Source organism: Caulobacter sp. 73W (genome assembly GCF_041021955.1).
Classification (GTDB): domain Bacteria; phylum Pseudomonadota; class Alphaproteobacteria; order Caulobacterales; family Caulobacteraceae; genus Caulobacter.
In genome coordinates this window covers 628,627-644,870 of record NZ_CP158375.1, presented here as the reverse complement: position 1 = coordinate 644,870, position 16,244 = coordinate 628,627, and the positions used below count along the sequence as shown (strand labels likewise).

Here is a 16,244-nt window from a genome sequence, read left to right as displayed (position 1 = left end):
TTCGAAAGGCCCGCCTATGGACCGCCGCCTTCTTCTCGCTTCTGGCCTCGCCACCCTCGCCACGAGCGGCTGCGCCACCGCCCAGCCGCGCCAGGAGCCGGGCGGCTTCAACGAGGACGGCGCGCAGCAGGCCGACCCGTACACCATGGACGAGATCGTCCAGCGCGGGTCCGACTTCCTGGGCGTGACCGCCGAGGCCCTGGGCGGGGCGGTGGAGAAGATCTTCGCCGACAACGGCCGCCCGACCGCCTACATCGCGGGCGAGGAGGCCTCGGCCGCCTTCACCATCGGCGCGCGCTATGGCCGGGGCCTGATCTACATGAAGGGCCGCCCGACCACCGACGTGTACTGGCAGGGGCCGTCCATCGGTTGGGACATCGGCGGCAATGGAAGCCGGGTCTTCACCCTCTGCTACAATCTGCAGTTCCCGGACGCGATCTTCCGCCGGTTCCCCGGCGTCGAAGGCTCGGCCTATCTGATCGGCGGCCTGGGCGTGAACTATCAGCGGGCGGACACCATCACCCTGGCCCCGATCCGCGCCGGCGTCGGCCTGCGCCTGGGCGCGAACGTGGGCTACCTGGCGTACAGCCGCCAGCGGAACATCATTCCGTTCTGATCTCGCGTGCTTCGAGACGCGCTATCGCGCTCCTCAGCATGACCAAGTTGGGTTGCTGCTGAATACGTCATCCTGAGGAGCGGGCGCATGCCCGCGTCTGGAAGGACGCAAAGCGCCAACCGCTTCACATTCGCCAGCCGAAACCGACCCCGCGCACGGCCAGGCAGGCGCCCAGGCGGCTGGCCAGCAGGTCGGCGCGGTCGTCGCCCTCGTCGTCGGTCTCCAGCGAAATGGTCAGGCCGTCGGCGGTCTGTGCGGCCTCGACCCGCCGCAGCCGCGCCTGCTGCACGGCCACCACGTTTAGGACGCGGATCAGGGCGTCGGTGGTGTCGGCGGCGCTAACCATGAACAGGCGGCGTTTGTCGGCGTCCGGTTTCACGAGGCTTTCCCCCACACGTGCTCGACGCGGGCCGAGCTGACGCCCGGACGGCTGGCGAGGTTGGCGGTCAGGCGCACGGCGGCGTCGTCGCTGAGCGAACGGACGCTGAGCGAGGCTTCGACGATCTCGCCGCGCGGCTTCAGCGTCAGGCCGGCCAGTTCGCCGCCGGACAGGTCCAGGCCCGTGCGCACGGCTTCCAGCGCCGCCTGGGCGTTGGCGGCGGCCACCAGCAGCAGGTGCGTCACCGACCTTTGCGGCTGCGTGTCGGGGAGAGGGAGGGCGTAGGGTAGGGAAGACATCTCGTTCTGGTCCTTGGTTGGACCGACGAAAACCGCACGACAAAAACCCCGCGTCCGTTTCCGGAGCGGGGCTTTGGAAGATCCTGCGATCTTTGTCGGCGATTTTAAGTGGTCGCGCGCCGACGCCCCGTCCAAGTGGAGACGGTCATAATTTTAATGGTGGCGGTCATGAGCGCGGCGCACGGCGAAACGCACGAGGCCATGCGGCTCGTGGCGTTCATTGCGGCGATGTCGAAACGCGGATGCATTTCGGCGTCAGCTCCCGTGTGCGCTTAAGGCTTTAGCGTGAACCGCTGCTGTGGACAACCTTGCTTCTCACGCCCCGCAAGCGGGGCAGGAGGGTTAGCCCCGCAGCTTCGCCCCGGCCTTTTCCGCCCCGGCCACGATCTTGGCCGACAGCGCTTCGATCTCGGCGTCGGTGAGGGTGTGGTCGACAGGCTGGATGGTGACTTCCACGGCGACGGACTTGAAGCCGTCGGCCACGCCAGGGCCCTGATAGACGTCGAAGACGCGAGCGGCGGTGACCAGGGCCTTGTCGGCGCTCAGTGCCGCCTTGACCAGATCGCCGGCCGGCTTGGCGGCCTCGACCACGAAGGCGAAGTCGCGCTTCAGGGGCATGAGGGCCGAGCCGTTGAAGGCGGGCTTGGTCTTCAGGGCCTTCTTCTTCGGCTCGGGCACGGCCTCCAGCCAGATTTCGAAGGCATAGACGGGACCGGCCACGTCCAGGGCCTTGAGCACGCCGGGGTGGATCTCGCCGAACTCGGCCAGGACGGCCTTGGGGCCGAGCTGCAGGCGCGCGGAGCGGCCTGGATGCCACCAGGCGCCGGCCGAACCCTGGGCGGTCTGCAGGGAGGCGACGGGCGCGCCCATCTCCTCCAGCAGGGCGATCAGGTCGGCCTTGACCGAATAGAGGTCGTCAGCCGGACGCTTGTCCCAGCCGCGCGGGGCGTGGGGCGCCAGGACGGCGGTCACGGCGGTGCGCTGACCGTCGGGACGGTCGCTGTGGAACACCGGGCCGACCTCGAACAGGGCGACGTCCGGGAAGCCCTGGCGAGCGTTGCGGCCGGCGGCCTCGATCAGGTTGGGCAGGATCGACGGGCGCATGCAGTCGAGTTCGGCCGCGATCGGATTGGCCAGCAGCAGGTCCGCCTGGCCGCCGCCGAACAGCTCGGCCGTGGCCCTCGAGGTGAAGGACCAGGTGACCGCTTCCTGATAGCCGGCGGCGGCGAGGGCGCGGCGCGACAGGCGGGCGCGGGCCTGCTTGGCGGTGAGGACGCCGCCGACGGCGCGGGCGACTTCCGGCAGGGGCGTGGACGGCAGGCTGTCGAAGCCGGCGATGCGGGCCACTTCCTCGACCAGGTCAGCCTTGCCGTGGACGTCGCGACGCCAGGACGGGGGCGTGACCTTGCCGCCTTCGACCTTGAAGCCGAGGGCGGTGAGGATGGCGTTGGTCTTGTCGGCGCTGACCGACAGGCCTGAAAGCTGGGCGACATAGGCCGGGTCAAAGGCGACCGGCGCCGGGGCGGCCGGGGCCTTGCCGGTGACGGTGATCTCCGACGGCTCGCCGCCGCACAGCTCGAGGATCAGCTTGGTCGCCAGCTCGACGCCGTCGACGCAGCTTTCCGGATCGACGCCGCGCGCAAAGCGGTACTGGGCGTCTGAGTTGATGCCGGTGGTGCGGCCGGTCTGGGCCGTGCGGATCGGGTCGAACCAGGCGGCCTCGACGAAGACGTCGACCGTCTCGTCCGAGCAGCCGGTGGACTCGCCGCCCATCACGCCGCCGATGCCGATGGGGCGTTCGCCGCCGGCGTCGGCGATGACCGACATCTCCGACGACAGGTCGTAGGTCTTGCCGTCCAGGGCGATCAGCTGCTCGTCGGCATGCTTCTGCGGCGAAGGCTCATGCGCCGGGCCGGGCTGGGCCGGGCCCTTGCCGAGGCGGGCCTCGATCACGTCGCCGACCAGCTTCGCGGCGTCATAGACGTGCAGCGGGCGGGCGCGGTCGTAGGTGATCAGGTTGGTGATATCGACCAGGGTGTTGATCGAGCGCAGGCCGATCATCGTCAGGCGGTGGGCCAGCCACTTGGGCGAGGGACCGTTCTTGACGCCCTTGATCAGGCGGCCGGCGAAGATGTGGCAGGCGTCGCCGTCCACCTTGACCGTGATCGGGCAGGGGAACTTGCCGGCCACCGGGGCGACAGGCTTTTCGATCAGCACGCCAAGACCGGCGGCGGACAGGTCGCGGGCGATGCCGTTGACGCCCAGCCAGTCGGGACGGTTGGGGGTGACCTCGAAATCGATGACGCCTTCCAGGCCCAAGGCGTCCACGGCGGGGGTGCCGACGGCCAGGCTGTCGGGCAGGTCCATGATGCCGTCGCTGTCGCCGGCGGCTTCAAGCTCGGACGCCGAGCAGAGCATGCCGTTGGAGACGACGCCGCGAACCGGCTTCTCCACCAGGGTGACGCCCAGGCCGGGCACATAGGCGCCGATGGGGGCGTAGATGGTGGTCAGGCCCGCGCGGGCGTTCGGCGCGCCGCAGACGATCTCCTTGCGGCCGTCGACCGTGTCGACCTGGCAGACGCGAAGGCGGTCGGCGTTGGGGTGCTGCACCGCCTCGACGATCTTGGCGACCGTGAAGGGGGCGAGCTTGGTCGCCGGGTCGGTGACGTGTTCGACCTCGAGACCCGCCATGGTCATGGCGTCGACGACCTGGCTGATCGTCGCGTCGGTCTGGAGGTGATCCTTGAGCCAGGAGAGGGTGAATTTCATCGGTCAGTCTACAATGAACAGCTTGGCGCCGACCGAGGTCGACGAGCGGTGTGCGGGGTCGCCAAAATCGGAGACGTGATAGCTCATGCCGGCGGTGAGGGTGGTCTTGCGGCCGTCCTTCAGCTCGCTGACCAGTTCGCCTTCCAGCACGAAGATCACATGGCCGCGGTCGCACCAGTGATCGGCGAGGTAGCCGGGCGAATAGTCCACGCGGCGGATGCGCATGTCGCCGACGTTCATCGTGCGCCAAGTCGCCGTCCCGGTGTCCCCAGGGTGGTTCGTGGGCTCGATGGCCGACCAGTCGACCGCCGTGAAGGGGCTGTCGGGCAGCTTCATCAGCTGAGGCCCGAGGCCAGGTTCGGCGCGGAGAAGGCGCTGAAGCCGTAGTGGCCTAGCCAGCGGCTGTCGGACGCGAACATGTCGCGAAGGTCGGGCATGCCGTACTTCAGCATCCCCAGCCGATCGACGCCCATGCCGAAGGCGAAGCCCTGGTACTCGTCCGGGTCGATGCCGCAGGCCTTGAGCACGTTGGGATGGACCATGCCGCAGCCCAGGATCTCCAGCCAGTCGCTGCCCGTCCCGATCTTGATCTCGCCGCCCGAGCGGTCGCAGCCGACGTCGGTCTCGGCGCTCGGCTCGGTGAACGGGAAGTGGTGCGGGCGGAAGCGCGTGGTGACGGCGTCCGTCTCGAAGAAGCGGGCGAGGAAGGTCTCCAGGGTCCACTTGAGGTGGCCCATGTGGATCGCCTTGTCGATCACCAGGCCTTCGACCTGGTGGAACATCGGGGTGTGGGTCGCGTCGCTGTCGCAGCGATAGGTGCGGCCCGGCGCGATGATCCGGATCGGCGGCTTCTGGTTCAGCATGGTGCGCACCTGCACGGGGCTGGTGTGCGTGCGCAGCAGCATGCGCTCACCCGTTTCCTTCGGATTGAAGAAGAAGGTGTCGTGCATCTCACGCGCCGGGTGCTTCTCGGGGAAGTTCAGAGCGGTGAAGTTGTGGAAGTCGTCTTCGATGTCCGGGCCTTCGGCCACGGCGAAGCCCATCTCGGCGAAGATGGAGACCATCTCGTCCATGGTCTGCATGGTCGGATGGACCGAACCCTTGCGGCGGTACGGTGCGGGCAGGGTCAGGTCGAGGGTCTCGGACGCCAGGCGGGCGTCGAGCTCGGCGGCCTCCAGATAGGCCTTGCGCTCGGTCAGGGCGGTCTGGACCCGGTCGCGCACGACGTTGATCTGTGCGCCGCGCTCCTTGCGCTCCTCCGCGCTCATGGACCCCAGGGTCTTGAGCAGGGCGGAGACGGAGCCCGACTTGCCGAGGGCCGAGACGCGGACCGCCTCGATGGCGGCGACGTCGCCGGCGGCGGCGATCTGGGCGGTGATGTCAGCTTCGAGCGTGGCGAGATCGGTCATGGCGGTCTGTGATCTAGAGTATTCGGAGACGGGGCGGAACCTGCTCAGTGCGTCCTTCGAGACGCGGCTTGCAGCCGCTCCTCAGGATGACGTGCGTGGTTTGCTGAACTCGTCATCCTGAGGAGCCGCGCAGCGGCGTCTCGAAGGACGCATTGGACAGCAAAAAGCCCCCCGGCTCGCACCGGAGGGCTTTCAAACTCAAGGGACTACAGCCCCAAGACCTTAAGCCAGCGCGGCGCGAACCTTGTCGGCGATGGCCTTAAACGCAGCGGGGTCTTGACCGGCGATGTCGGCCAGGACCTTGCGGTCGATCTCGACGCCGGACTTGTCCAGGCCGTGGATGAACTGCGAGTAGGTGAAGCCTTCCAGACGCGCGGCGGCGTTGATGCGCTGGATCCAGAGCGAGCGGAAGTTACGCTTGCGGACCTTGCGGTCGCGGTAGGCGTACTGGCCGGCCTTGTCCACCGCGGCCTTGGCCGTGCGGATGGTGTTCTTGCGGCGGCCATAGAAACCCTTGGCCTGCTCCAGAACCTTCTTGTGCTTTGCGTGGGCGACGACGCCCCGTTTAACGCGAGCCATTGTTCAGCGCTCCTCTTACAGGCCGTAGGGCAGGTAGGTCTTGATGATGCGGGCGTCCGCTTCGCTCATGACCTTCGTGCCGCGCTGCTGGCGGATGTACTTGCCGTTGTGGCTGATCAGACGGTGGCGCTTGCCGGCGACACCCGCCTTGAGCTTGCCCGTGGCCGTCAGTTTGAAGCGCTTCTTAGCGCCCGACTTGGTCTTCAACTTAGGCATTTTGCGTCGACGCCGAAGCGCCGTCCTCTAAAAGCAAGACGAGCCGCCATGGCATGCCAAAATGGCCAGGCGGTTCCGGAAAGGCGGTGTCTCTAGGGCAAAAGCCGCCCGGTGGCAAGCGGTCTAGCCCTTCGGATAGGCCTTTACCTCGCCGTTCTCGCGCAGCAGCTCCAGCCCCGTGACCGCGCCGCCGTTGCGGACGAAGCGGGCGCGGCGCACGGAATCCTCGATGGCGAACAGGTCGGGGCCAAGAGGAGTCAGGCGCGCGGCGAGGCGGCCGGGCAGGCGCAGGACCAGCTGATCGCCCGATGATTCGACCGCCGCCTCGCCGAACCGGCCGGCATAGGCGGCGGCCGGGCTGGTGAGGGCGACAGGCTCCGCCCTGGCGGCGGCGTCGGCGCGGGCCCAGGCGTAGCGCGCCTTGTCGGCGGGGGCGGCGGAGGTCTCTAGCTTGGCCAGAGCGCGGGCCAGAGCGACGTCCAGGGCCTTGGCCGGGGCGGTCTCGACCGCCGGCGGAACGCCCACGCCCTCCCAATTGGTCTTGCTGACCGGGTGCTCGGGCCGGCCGACCGAGATGCTGAACATGAAGCCGGGCGCGATGGGCACGGTCTCGTTGCGGTTGGCGGCGCCGGCGGTCGTCTTGCCTATCAGTTCGCCCAGCTTGAACTGCTCCACATGGTAGGCGAACTCCTCGCCCGCCGAGGCGACGCCGCCGTCGATCAGGACATAGAGCGGGGCGGTGATGCGACCGGCGGGGCGGGTCGCGGTCTTCGACAGGTCCGGCGTCGCGGCGCCCATGTGGAAGGAGACCAGCAGCTGGTCGGGCGGCAGGAAGTGGCTGGTCAGATAGCTGACCGCCGCCGGATCGCCGCCGCCGTTGCCGCGCAGGTCGATGATCGCCGCGTCGCCGCCGGCCAGGAAGCGCATGGCCCCATCATAGGCGATGGGGGACAGGTCGTCCTGCCACAGGAAGGCGGCGAGCTTCACATAGCGGACGTTGCCCGGAAGGATCTTCTGCTCGACCAAGCCGCTGTTGCGGCGGATCGCTTCGTTCCGCCAGAAGGCGTCCTCGGCGTCGGCCGGGCCGGTGGGGCGGGCGACGGCGGCCGCGTACTGGGGCGGCGACCAGGCCAGGCCCATGTGCTTGTCGCGGCTAGAGGACTCCAGGTCCGACCCGATGCGTGAGGCCAACTCGAAAGGGTCGGCGACAGCGTAGCGGCCGGCGGCCTGGGCGGCGTCCAGGGCCTTGATGATGGCGTCGCGGCGGTCCGGGAAGACGTAGCGGTCGCGGACCTCCTTCTTGATCGCGGCCAGCAGGGCGGTGGTCTGGGCGGGCGTCACGCGGACAGCGGCGGCCGAGGCCGGCGCCTGGGCGAGGGCCGGAGCGGCCGTGGAGGCGAGCAGGGCGGCGGCGAGGGCCAGCGGCAGGGCGTGCTTCACTTGCTATCGGCCTTCATCAGTTCGGCCACGCGGTCCTTCAGCCCCTGGCGGGCGAGGGCGGCGTCCAGGCCGTCGAGCTGAGCCATCATCTGTGGGGCGCCTTCGCCCAGGAACTGGTTGGTGGCGGCGGCGATGGCGGCCCACAGGGGCTCCAGCCGCCGGGCTTCTTCCTGGCCCTTCTCGGTGAGGCTGAGGCGCTTGACCCGGCCGTCGCTGGGGTCGGATTCCGACTGCACCAGGCCGGCCTGCTCCATGGCGGAGCGCACCTGGCTGACGGCGGCGTGAGTGACGCCCGTCCGCTCGGCGATCTCGCCCACGGTCAGGGAGCCGGCGTCGCGGATGGCGATGAAGGCGGAGAACCAGCGGGGCTCGAAGGCGACCTCCGCCCCGCGATAGATGTCCTGAACCTCGCGGTCGAGGCGGTCGATGAGGCGGCGGAGACGCGAACCGAAGGCCGACGCTCCCTTTTTCGCTACGTAGTCCATGGATATATGTAACGACTTACATATATCGGACGCAAGCGAATTCTCGGCAGGTGGTCCGAGGAGCCGCAGGCTCCGGCGATGAGGTCACGGAACCCGCCTGTCGTCCAGAAGTCCCTTACTTCGGCGGGTTTTCGCGCTCCAGGAAGGCGGTGGCCGCCTGAAGCATCAGCAGCCGCGTATCACCGCGCGACAGCCAGTGATCCTCGCCGTTCAGGGTGACGACCTCCACCTTCTTGCCGGCCTTGGTCAGGGCGTCGGCCATCAGACGGGTTTGTTCGTAGGGAACGACTGTGTCGTCCTTGCCGTGGATCAACAGGATCGGCGCGTCGGCCTTCGCGGCCTGCAGGGCGGGGGAGATCGCGGCGAGGTCGGGGCTGCGGCGATCATCGACGCCCCAGAAGCGCAGCCAGTAGCGCGTGCGGGCGTTGCGGGTGGAGCTTCCATAGGTCCGGGGCGTCTGGGTGACCATCTGCTTGAGATCCGACACCCCCGCCACCGAGACGGCGCAGCGATAGACGCCTTTTTCGAGCGTGGTTCCGGCCAGGGCCGCGTAACCGCCATAGCTGGCGCCCACGATGCAGACGCGCTTGGGATCGATCAGCCCCTTGCCGGCCAAGTCCCGCACGCCGTCCGACAGGTCGGTCTGCATCTTGCGGCCCCACTCGCCGAAGCCGGCTTCGAGAAACTTGCGTCCAAAGCCGTCCGAGCCGCGGAAGTTCGGCTGCAGCACGGCGTAGCCGCGCGCCGCCAGCGCCTGGCTCCACCAGTCAAAGCCCGGCGTGTCGCGAACCGCCGGTCCGCCGTGAGGCAGCACGATCAGCGGCAGGTTCTTCGGGTCCTTTCCGCGGGGCAGGGTGAGGTAGCCCGTCAGCTCCAGACCATCGGCGGCCTTGTAGGCGATGTGCCTCACCTCGGAGACGTCCTCAGGCGTCAGTTCCGGATAGACGGCGCCGATGAGCCGGTTGGAGCCGGCGTCCAGGTCCACCACCGCATAAGTGGGGCCGGCGGCCGGGTCTTCGACCAGGACGATGACCTGGCGGCGGTTGGCGGACCAGGAGACCAGCTGCGCGGCGCGGCCCTTGTAGATGTCGCTGACGGCGTTCCAGGCGGCGGTGTCGGCGGGGTTGAAGAAGGTGTGGCGGCCGACCTCGCCGACCAGCTCGTAGCCGCCGATCAGGGCGCTGGTGCCCGGATCAAAGAACAGTTTGTCGAACGATTGCGGCAGGTCGATCGAGCCGCTGAGGCTGTACTCCCGCAAGACCACATCGCCGTTCTCGTTCGTGGGCGCCCAGGTGACGACGGATGCGCCCTGGCGGCCGAGGCCCGCGATGCCAGGCGAGCCATAGGGGCTGATCGAGGTTTCGACGGGCGTCCACCCTTCGGGGCCGAGCAGCCGCAGGCTCCATTGGCCCGACTGCTGCTCATAAAGGGACTTGGCGAACGGCACGCCGGTCGGGGAGATCTCCCAGTCATCGATGTTGCGGTCTGCGGCCTGGAGAAGGTCGACCTTGCCGTTGGCCAGGTCATGCCGGAAGACGCTGAGGACGCCCGCATCGTCGAGGAAGTGAATGCCTTCGGCGTAGACGAAGGGGCGGTTCTTGATGAACCGCACCTCCGGAAGCCTCATCACCACATTCATCGACCGCTCCTTCTTGGCGAGAAGCGGACCTGCGCGGCTTTTGGCAACGTTCAGCACCAGGGACGTCATCCACTCGCGCCGATCGCCAACCACATCCATGACCGAGGTCGTCTGCGAGGTGGTGACGATCAGGTGGTCCGAGCCCGCCCAGCGGACGTCGCGGATCTTCTGCGAGCCCGCCCCGATGGCGATGACCAATTTGTCGTCCTCGACTCTGCGCACGATCAGCAGGCGCTGTTCGCCGTTGGTGCCGGAGACGGCGTAGCGCTTGCCGTCAGGCGAGATGTTGACGTCCTCGATCTTCGGAAGGCGGCCGTAGGCTTCCAGCGGCGCGGCGACGACCGGACCGGCGAGCGACAGGATGGCCGCGGCGGCGGCGTAGAGGATGCGTTTCATCGTTGTCCCGGAGGATGTGGTGAGGTGAAAGCCGTGTCGGCGCCCGTTATCGGGGCGGGTTCTCCCGCTCGAGGAAGGCGACGGTGGCCTGCAGCATCTGCAGCCGGGTGTCGCCGCGCGAGAGCCAGTGGTCCTCGCCGTTAAGCGTGACGACCTCGTACCGCTTTCCGGCCTTGTTGAGCGCCTCGGCCATGAGGCGGGTCTGTTCAAAAGGCACGACGGTGTCGTCCTTGCCATGGATGAGCAGGACCGGGGCGTCGGCCTTGGCAGCCAGTTGGGCGGGCGAGATCGCGAGGAGGTCTGGGTCGCGGGCGCCGCCGATCCCCATGAACTCATTCCAGTATCGCTGACTAGCCTGTCGGCGCGCGCCGCCGGTGCGATTGCGCGACCATTCCAGCATCCGGCGCAGATCCGCGACTCCGGCAAATGACACCGCACAGCGATAGAGGCCGTTATGGACGGTCACCCCGGCCAGGGCCGCATAGCCGCCATAGCTGCCGCCCACGATGCAAACTCGTTTGGGATCGGCGATCCCCTGACGGACGAGGTCGGCGACGCCGTCCGAAAGGTCCGTCTGCATCTTGCGGCCCCATTGACCATAGCCCGCCCGGAACAGCTGGATTCCCAGCCCGTCCGAGCCCCGGAAGTTTGGTTGCAACACCGCGTAGCCGCGCGAGGCCAGCGCCTGGGCCCACCAGTCGAAGCCCGGATAGTCGCGGGCCGCCGGGCCGCCATGGGGGAGGACGATCAGGGGCAGGCCCTTTTCCGGCTTGCCCCTGGGAAGGGTCAGGTAACCGCTGATCTCCAGACCGTCCGCCGCCTTGTAGCGGATGGCGCGGACGGGAGAGATGTCGGCTTCGCGCAGGCCGGCGTAGCTGTCGGTAAGCCAGTCGGCCTTTTTGGCGTTCAGATCGACCAGGGCGTAGCCGGGACCGTTGGCGGGGTCGTCGATCTTGACGACGATCTTGCGTCGATCATCGGACCACGAGGCCAGTTCCACACGCTGGCCGGGGTACGCCTTGGTGATGGCCCGCCAAGTGGCGTCGGCCTTGCTGTCGAAGAAAACATAGCTGGCTTCGTCGCCGGTTCGCCGTAGCCCGCCAATCAGGGTGTTCAGAGCTGGATCGTGAAGCGTCTGGGCGAAGCGCTCGTCGAAGTCAGTGAAGCCGTCGAGACGGTATTCGCGCAGCCGGGGTTCGTTCGAGGTCGGATCGCCATCGTCTTGCGGCCCTTCATCTTCCCCCGGCGCCATGACGACGACGGAGTTGGGCGTTCGGCCCAAGCCTCGCAACCGCGCCGGGCCGAAGGGGAGGGTCTCGGTGGCCACCACCTTCCAGCCGCCTTCCTCGGCCAGGCGGAGGGTCCAACGCGCCGTGCGTTCGTCATAGGTGGTCCGGGCGACGAGGCGGCCGTCGGCGCCGATCCCGATGTCTCGGAGGTCTTCGTTGCCGGTCTCCACGAGCACCGTCCGGCCTGACTTCACGTCGTGACGGAAGAGGGTCAACACCCCCTTGCCCGCAGGGAAGGTGATCCCGCGCACGAATACCGACAGCTTGCCGTTGACCGTGCGAACCTCGGGATCGCCGATGATCACGTTCATGGCGCGGGGTTGATCGCTGAGCAGGGCCTTGGACTTCTTGGTGGTGATGTTCACCAGCAAGGCCATGAAATATTCTTGCTTGGGGCCGACCACCCCAATGGCGCTGGCCGTGCGGGACGTCGTGATGACGATATGCTCGGGTCCGGCCCAGGCCAGATCGCGAAGCTTCGTGTCGCCCGCCATGATGCCGTAGGCGAGCTGGCCGTCGTCCACCCTCCGAACAAGCACGCTGCGGGCCTCGCCGTTAGCGGTGGCGATGACCGCTATGTGCTTCCCGTCCGGCGAAATGCGGACACCCTCGACTTGGGGCAGGCGGCCATAGGCCTCAAGCGGCGCGGCGCGGGCGGACGCCGCGACGGACAGGCAGGCGATCAGGCCAGCCAGAAATAGACGCTTCATGCATGCCTACCCAAACACAACCCCCGGAAGCATTCTGAGTAGGGTTCGCCGAGCTGGAGCGCAAACGAAAAACGCTCCGGCATTGCTGCCGGAGCGCCTTATTCCGCAAGGAATTTCGATGTCCTAGCGCGGGGCCAGGATCATGATCATCTGACGGCCTTCCATGCGCGGCTCGTACTCGACCTTGGCGACTTCGTCGAAGTCGGCCTTGACCTTCTGGAGCAGCTTCATGCCCAGCTCGGGGTGAGCCATTTCACGACCACGGAAGCGCAGGGTGACCTTCACCTTGTCGCCTTCCTCGAAGAAGCGGTGCATCGACTTGGCCTTCACGTCGTAGTCGTGAGTGTCGATGTTCGGTCGCAGCTTGATCTCCTTGATCTCGACGACCTTCTGGCGCTTGCGCGCTTCGTTCTTCTTCTTCTGCTCCTGGAACTTGTACTTGCCGTAGTCCAGGATCTTGCAGACCGGCGGATCAGCGTTCGGAACGATTTCAACCAGGTCGAGACCCACCTCTTCCGCAGCCTCCAAGGCGGCGGACGTCGGCATGACCCCCTGCTTCTCGCCGTTCTGGTCGATCAGCAGGACGCGCGGGACGCGGATCTCATCATTGGTGCGCGGCCCGTCCTTGACGGGGGGCGCTTGCATCGGACGGCGAATAGGCGGTGCTCCGGACCTGTTACAGCAATCGCGCGGCGCACATGTGCGCCACGTTGGCTCGATATATGACGAAAGGACCGCCTTTCTTCAAGCTGCGCCGCCCTTTCAAGGCTCGAAATAGAGACAAGGCGTGAAGAAACTTGGCCGTCCATCGGCGGGTTTAATGCGCAGGGACGGGCGATTGATCCCCCGCGCCGCATGAGTCCCAACGCCACAAAGGAGAAACGACCATGGCCGATGACAACAGGTGGAGTGACCGCGACCGCGATTGGCGCGACGACCGCAGCTGGTGGGAAGGCCGCGAGGAAGGTCGGGGCGGCTATGGCGCCGACCGTGAATTCGGGCGCTATTCCAGCGACCAGGATCGCGACCGCGAGCGCCGCTACGGCGGCCGAGGCGCCTATCGCCGCGAGTATGGCGAGCGCGGAGCCCGCGGCTACGGCGCGCCGACCAGCTACAGCCAGTCCGGGTATGGCGAGCGTTCCTACGGACGCGGCTATGGCGACCAGAGCTACAACCCCAACGGCGTCGGCGGCGGGTATGACCCCGGCCTCGACAACCAGGCGCGCTACGGCGACTACGACCGTGACCGCCACGAGGGCCGCAGCTATTCGGCCTATGGCTATGGCGCGGACGAGTACGGCTACGGCGGCGGGACCTATGCAAACTCCAACCGCTCACGCGGCCGCGACTGGCGCTCGGGCGAGGAGCGCAGCTGGGCCGAACGGGCCGGCGACCGCATCTCGGCCTTCTTCGGCGACGACGAGGCCGAGGCCCGCGTCCGCGCCCGGGAACTGGCCCGCGGCGAGCATCGCGGCCGCGGTCCGAAGGGCTATCGCCGCTCGGACGACCGCATCCGTGAGGACGTCAACGACCGCCTGACGGACGACGCCTGGCTGGACGCGTCCAACATCGACGTGTCGGTGAGCGACGCCGAGGTGACCCTGACGGGCACCGTGCGCGACCGTGACGGCAAGCGTCGGGCCGAGAACCTGGCGGAGTCGATCAGCGGCGTGACCAACGTGCAGAACAATCTGCGGGTCAACGCCAGCAGCGACGACGCCCTGACCAGCGCGATCAGCTCGATCCCGCCGGCCTAAGCGCTCGCGATTTTCGCAATGGTCGAGGCCCTCGCTGTCAGGCGGGGGCCTTTTGCCTTTGCGGGAGCATGGCGCGGGCGGCGGTCAGGACCGTCTCGGCCGGCAGGTCGTTCAGGTCCTCCGAGCGGACGATGGTGACATGGCCGCGCGGCGCGCACAGGTCCGGGTCCGAGGCGCTGGCGAACAGGGCGATGGTCGGGGCGCCGGCGGCGGTGATCAGGTGCAGCGGGCCGGTGTCGTTGCCGATGGCCAGGGCCGCCTGCGATCCGAGGGCGGCGATCTGGGCGAAATCGGTGCGGCCGGTCAGGTCGCGAACGCCCTTGGCGCCCTTGGCGATGATGCGGGCCAGCGGGTTTTCCTGCTCCCCGCCGATGACCACCACGTCATAGCCGGCCTCGTCGAGATAGCGGGCGACCTCGTTGAAGCGCTCGGCCGGCCAGCGCTTTTCCGGCCGGTGGGCGGAGGCGCCGGGGACCAGCAGGACGAACGGACGCGACGGGCGGATGCGGATCGGCGTGTCGCCCATCCACGACAGGTCCGGCGGCGGCGCCTCGCCCGGGGCGGTGGGCGCATCCGGCCAGATGCCGGCGGCCTTCAGCTGGTCGGCCTGCCGCTCTAGCGTATGCATGTGGTCGCGGTCAGGGTTCTTGTGGCGGAAGGCCGACCCCCGCGCGATGCCCGACCACTTCGGCGGGAAAGGCAGCAGGGCGTAGAAGTAGCGGCTGGACCGGCCGGAGGTCTGCAGATCGTAGACGCGGTCGTAGCGGGCGGCGCGGATGCGCTTCAGCAGGGCGCGGGTCCCAGCGGCGTCCTGCGGGCGGCCATCGGTCTCCACCGCATCGAAATAGCCGCTGATCTTGGCTAGGGTCTCGAAGGGCGGGGTGGTCAGCAGGGTGACCTGAGCCTCCGGATGGGCCTCTCGGATCTTGCGCACGGCGGCCAGGGCCAGGACGAAGTCGCCCAGGGCGCCCAGCTTGATCACCAGCACCTTGCGGACGGGACGGCTCATCGGCGGGCCTCCAGCACGCGGGCGTAGACATCGAGATAGGCGGCGCACATGGCGTCCACCGAGAACAGCTTGCGGGCGCGGTTGCGGCCGGCCTCGCCCATAGCCATGCGCTTGTGGGCGGGCAGGGCGATGGCGGTCTCCAGGGCGTCGGCCCAGGCGTCGGCGTCGCCGGGGGCGACCAGCCAGCCGGTCTCGCCATGGACCACGGTCTCCAGCGACCCGCCATGGGCGGCGGCCAGGACGGGGCGGCCCATCACCTGCGGCTCCACCGCCGTGCGGCCGAAGGCTTCCGGCTCCAGCGAGGGCGCGGCGGCGTAGTCGGCGATGAGATAGGCGGCGGGCATGTCGTCGCAATGGCCGACGATGCGCACGTTGTCACTCAACTCTTCCGCGCTGATCTTGCGCTCAAGCTCGGTGCGATAGTCATGGCGGCCCTGGTCGTCGCCGGCCAGCAGGACCAGGAAATTGGCCTCTCCGCGCCGCTTCAGGCGGGCGGCGGCGTCGATCAGCAGGGCCTGGCCCTTCCAGCGGGTCAGGCGGCCGGCCAGCAGGATCTTCACCCGGTGATCGGCGGCGTCGATGTTCCAGGCGCGGCGCTGGGTCTCGACCCGGCTGGGCGTGACCACGCGGGGCTCGAACCGCCGCAGGTCGACGCCGCGCGGGATGTTGACCACATGCTCGGGGTCGATGTGGTGCTCGGCGATCACGTGGCGGCGGGTGTAGTCGGAGTTGGCGATGACGATGTCGCCCTTGGTCATGACCGCGTTGTACCAGCGCTTGAGGCCGGACTTGGTGTTGTAGACCCCGTGATAGGTGGCCACGAGCGGGGTCTTGGTCGACTGCGCCGCCCACAGGGCGCTGAACGCCGGGGCGCGGGAGCGGACGTGGACCAGGTCCACCTTCTCGCGCCGGATCAGATCGACCAGCCGCGAGGCGTTGCCCAGCATGACCAGGGGGTTCTTGGACTGCACCGGCATCGGGGCCAGGCGGCCGCCCTCGGCGCTCAGCTTCTGAGCCATGCGGCCGCCGCGCGTGGCGACCAGGGCCGTGCCGCCCGCCGCGATCACGGCGTTGGCCACGTCCAGCGTGGTCTGTTCGGCGCCGCCGGTCTCCAGCTCTGGAACGACCTGCAGCAGGGTGAAATTGGGCGGCAGGGCCAAGGGGGCGCTTCCAGCTTCGCCTCAGCCGTTTCACGCCGGCGCGGAGGCGGGTAATTCAGGTAGCCGCCGTTACTAATCAAAGAGGCCTGTTA

Annotated in this window: 16 protein-coding genes; 2 read left to right on the top strand and 14 right to left on the bottom strand. The window is 68.2% G+C overall.

The window, feature by feature from the left end; genetic code table 11:
• The first annotated feature begins 16 nt into the window (after positions 1–16).
• Positions 17–616 carry a DUF1134 domain-containing protein gene (locus ABOZ73_RS03130; RefSeq protein WP_369060632.1) on the top strand — a complete coding sequence of 200 codons (600 nt, stop codon included), beginning with the start codon at positions 17–19 and terminating at the stop codon, positions 614–616.
• Positions 617–740: 124 nt separating this feature from the next.
• Here ABOZ73_RS03130 and ABOZ73_RS03125 read toward each other — a convergent pair whose 3' ends face one another.
• The 12 genes from ABOZ73_RS03125 to infC all read right to left on the bottom strand — a co-directional run bounded on the left by ABOZ73_RS03125 (position 741) and on the right by infC (position 12,871).
• Positions 741–995: a hypothetical protein gene (locus ABOZ73_RS03125; RefSeq protein ID WP_369060630.1), complete on the bottom strand. Its 255-nt coding sequence runs from the start codon at positions 993–995 to the stop codon at positions 741–743.
• On the bottom strand, positions 992–1,294 hold the full coding sequence (locus ABOZ73_RS03120; protein ID WP_369060629.1) for a hypothetical protein: 303 nt from the start codon (positions 1,292–1,294) through the stop codon (positions 992–994). The genes ABOZ73_RS03125 and ABOZ73_RS03120 overlap by 4 nt, the downstream gene beginning before the upstream one ends.
• A 342-nt stretch (positions 1,295–1,636) precedes the next feature.
• The gene (pheT, locus tag ABOZ73_RS03115) at positions 1,637–4,063 is read right to left on the bottom strand and encodes a phenylalanine--tRNA ligase subunit beta (RefSeq protein WP_369060627.1); all 2,427 of its coding nucleotides are present in this window, start codon (positions 4,061–4,063) and stop codon (positions 1,637–1,639) included.
• 3 nt (positions 4,064–4,066) lie between these two features.
• On the bottom strand, positions 4,067–4,399 hold the full coding sequence (locus tag ABOZ73_RS03110; protein ID WP_369060625.1) for a DHCW motif cupin fold protein: 333 nt from the start codon (positions 4,397–4,399) through the stop codon (positions 4,067–4,069).
• The gene (gene pheS, locus ABOZ73_RS03105; RefSeq protein WP_369060623.1) at positions 4,399–5,472 is read right to left on the bottom strand and encodes a phenylalanine--tRNA ligase subunit alpha; all 1,074 of its coding nucleotides are present in this window, start codon (positions 5,470–5,472) and stop codon (positions 4,399–4,401) included. Before pheS ends, ABOZ73_RS03110 begins: the two co-directional genes overlap by 1 nt.
• Before the next feature lie 222 nt (positions 5,473–5,694).
• A complete protein-coding gene (rplT, locus tag ABOZ73_RS03100; RefSeq protein WP_369060621.1) occupies positions 5,695–6,051 on the bottom strand; it encodes a 50S ribosomal protein L20 in 357 nt (118 codons plus the stop codon).
• Positions 6,052–6,066: 15 nt separating this feature from the next.
• Complete coding sequence (rpmI, locus tag ABOZ73_RS03095) at positions 6,067–6,267, bottom strand: 50S ribosomal protein L35 (RefSeq protein WP_277787553.1); 201 nt, start codon at positions 6,265–6,267, stop codon at positions 6,067–6,069.
• Positions 6,268–6,390: 123 nt separating this feature from the next.
• Positions 6,391–7,707 carry a S41 family peptidase gene (locus tag ABOZ73_RS03090; RefSeq protein WP_369060618.1) on the bottom strand — a complete coding sequence of 439 codons (1,317 nt, stop codon included), beginning with the start codon at positions 7,705–7,707 and terminating at the stop codon, positions 6,391–6,393.
• The gene (locus tag ABOZ73_RS03085; protein WP_369060617.1) at positions 7,704–8,192 is read right to left on the bottom strand and encodes a MarR family winged helix-turn-helix transcriptional regulator; all 489 of its coding nucleotides are present in this window, start codon (positions 8,190–8,192) and stop codon (positions 7,704–7,706) included. The genes ABOZ73_RS03090 and ABOZ73_RS03085 overlap by 4 nt, the downstream gene beginning before the upstream one ends.
• 115 nt (positions 8,193–8,307) lie before the next feature.
• Positions 8,308–10,227, bottom strand: coding sequence for an alpha/beta hydrolase family protein (locus tag ABOZ73_RS03080; protein WP_369060615.1), 1,920 nt, complete (start codon positions 10,225–10,227; stop codon positions 8,308–8,310).
• Positions 10,228–10,273: 46 nt separating this feature from the next.
• Positions 10,274–12,226: an alpha/beta hydrolase family protein gene (locus ABOZ73_RS03075; protein WP_369060614.1), complete on the bottom strand. Its 1,953-nt coding sequence runs from the start codon at positions 12,224–12,226 to the stop codon at positions 10,274–10,276.
• A 123-nt stretch (positions 12,227–12,349) separates the two neighbouring features.
• Entirely contained in the window at positions 12,350–12,871 is a 522-nt protein-coding gene (gene infC, locus ABOZ73_RS03070; RefSeq protein ID WP_369060613.1) for a translation initiation factor IF-3, read from the bottom strand.
• A 242-nt stretch (positions 12,872–13,113) separates the two neighbouring features.
• On the opposite strand from infC, the gene ABOZ73_RS03065 reads away from it, so the two are divergent.
• On the top strand, positions 13,114–13,983 hold the full coding sequence (locus ABOZ73_RS03065; RefSeq protein WP_369060612.1) for a BON domain-containing protein: 870 nt from the start codon (positions 13,114–13,116) through the stop codon (positions 13,981–13,983).
• 37 nt (positions 13,984–14,020) lie between these two features.
• Here the strand turns inward: ABOZ73_RS03065 and ABOZ73_RS03060 are convergent, their stop codons facing one another.
• Positions 14,021–14,992, bottom strand: coding sequence for a glycosyltransferase family 9 protein (locus ABOZ73_RS03060; RefSeq protein ID WP_369060611.1), 972 nt, complete (start codon positions 14,990–14,992; stop codon positions 14,021–14,023).
• On the bottom strand, positions 14,989–16,152 hold the full coding sequence (locus ABOZ73_RS03055; RefSeq protein ID WP_369060609.1) for a glycosyltransferase family 4 protein: 1,164 nt from the start codon (positions 16,150–16,152) through the stop codon (positions 14,989–14,991). The genes ABOZ73_RS03060 and ABOZ73_RS03055 overlap by 4 nt, the downstream gene beginning before the upstream one ends.
• Positions 16,153–16,244 lie beyond the last annotated feature (92 nt).

Bases quoted from the DNA above. Each gene is read 5' to 3' on its own strand.
- ABOZ73_RS03060 (WP_369060611.1), bottom strand. From the start codon at position 14,992: ATGAGCCGTCCCGTCCGCAAGGTGCTGGTGATCAAGCTGGGCGCCCTG.
- ABOZ73_RS03110 (WP_369060625.1), bottom strand. From the start codon at position 4,399: ATGAAGCTGCCCGACAGCCCCTTCACGGCGGTCGACTGGTCGGCCATC.
- ABOZ73_RS03085 (WP_369060617.1), bottom strand. From the start codon at position 8,192: ATGGACTACGTAGCGAAAAAGGGAGCGTCGGCCTTCGGTTCGCGTCTC.
- rpmI (WP_277787553.1), bottom strand. From the start codon at position 6,267: ATGCCTAAGTTGAAGACCAAGTCGGGCGCTAAGAAGCGCTTCAAACTG.
- pheS (WP_369060623.1), bottom strand. From the start codon at position 5,472: ATGACCGATCTCGCCACGCTCGAAGCTGACATCACCGCCCAGATCGCC.
- ABOZ73_RS03120 (WP_369060629.1), bottom strand. From the start codon at position 1,294: ATGTCTTCCCTACCCTACGCCCTCCCTCTCCCCGACACGCAGCCGCAA.
- ABOZ73_RS03065 (WP_369060612.1), top strand. From the start codon at position 13,114: ATGGCCGATGACAACAGGTGGAGTGACCGCGACCGCGATTGGCGCGAC.
- pheT (WP_369060627.1), bottom strand. From the start codon at position 4,063: ATGAAATTCACCCTCTCCTGGCTCAAGGATCACCTCCAGACCGACGCG.
- ABOZ73_RS03075 (WP_369060614.1), bottom strand. From the start codon at position 12,226: ATGAAGCGTCTATTTCTGGCTGGCCTGATCGCCTGCCTGTCCGTCGCG.
- ABOZ73_RS03130 (WP_369060632.1), top strand. From the start codon at position 17: ATGGACCGCCGCCTTCTTCTCGCTTCTGGCCTCGCCACCCTCGCCACG.
- ABOZ73_RS03080 (WP_369060615.1), bottom strand. From the start codon at position 10,227: ATGAAACGCATCCTCTACGCCGCCGCCGCGGCCATCCTGTCGCTCGCC.
- rplT (WP_369060621.1), bottom strand. From the start codon at position 6,051: ATGGCTCGCGTTAAACGGGGCGTCGTCGCCCACGCAAAGCACAAGAAG.
- infC (WP_369060613.1), bottom strand. From the start codon at position 12,871: ATGCAAGCGCCCCCCGTCAAGGACGGGCCGCGCACCAATGATGAGATC.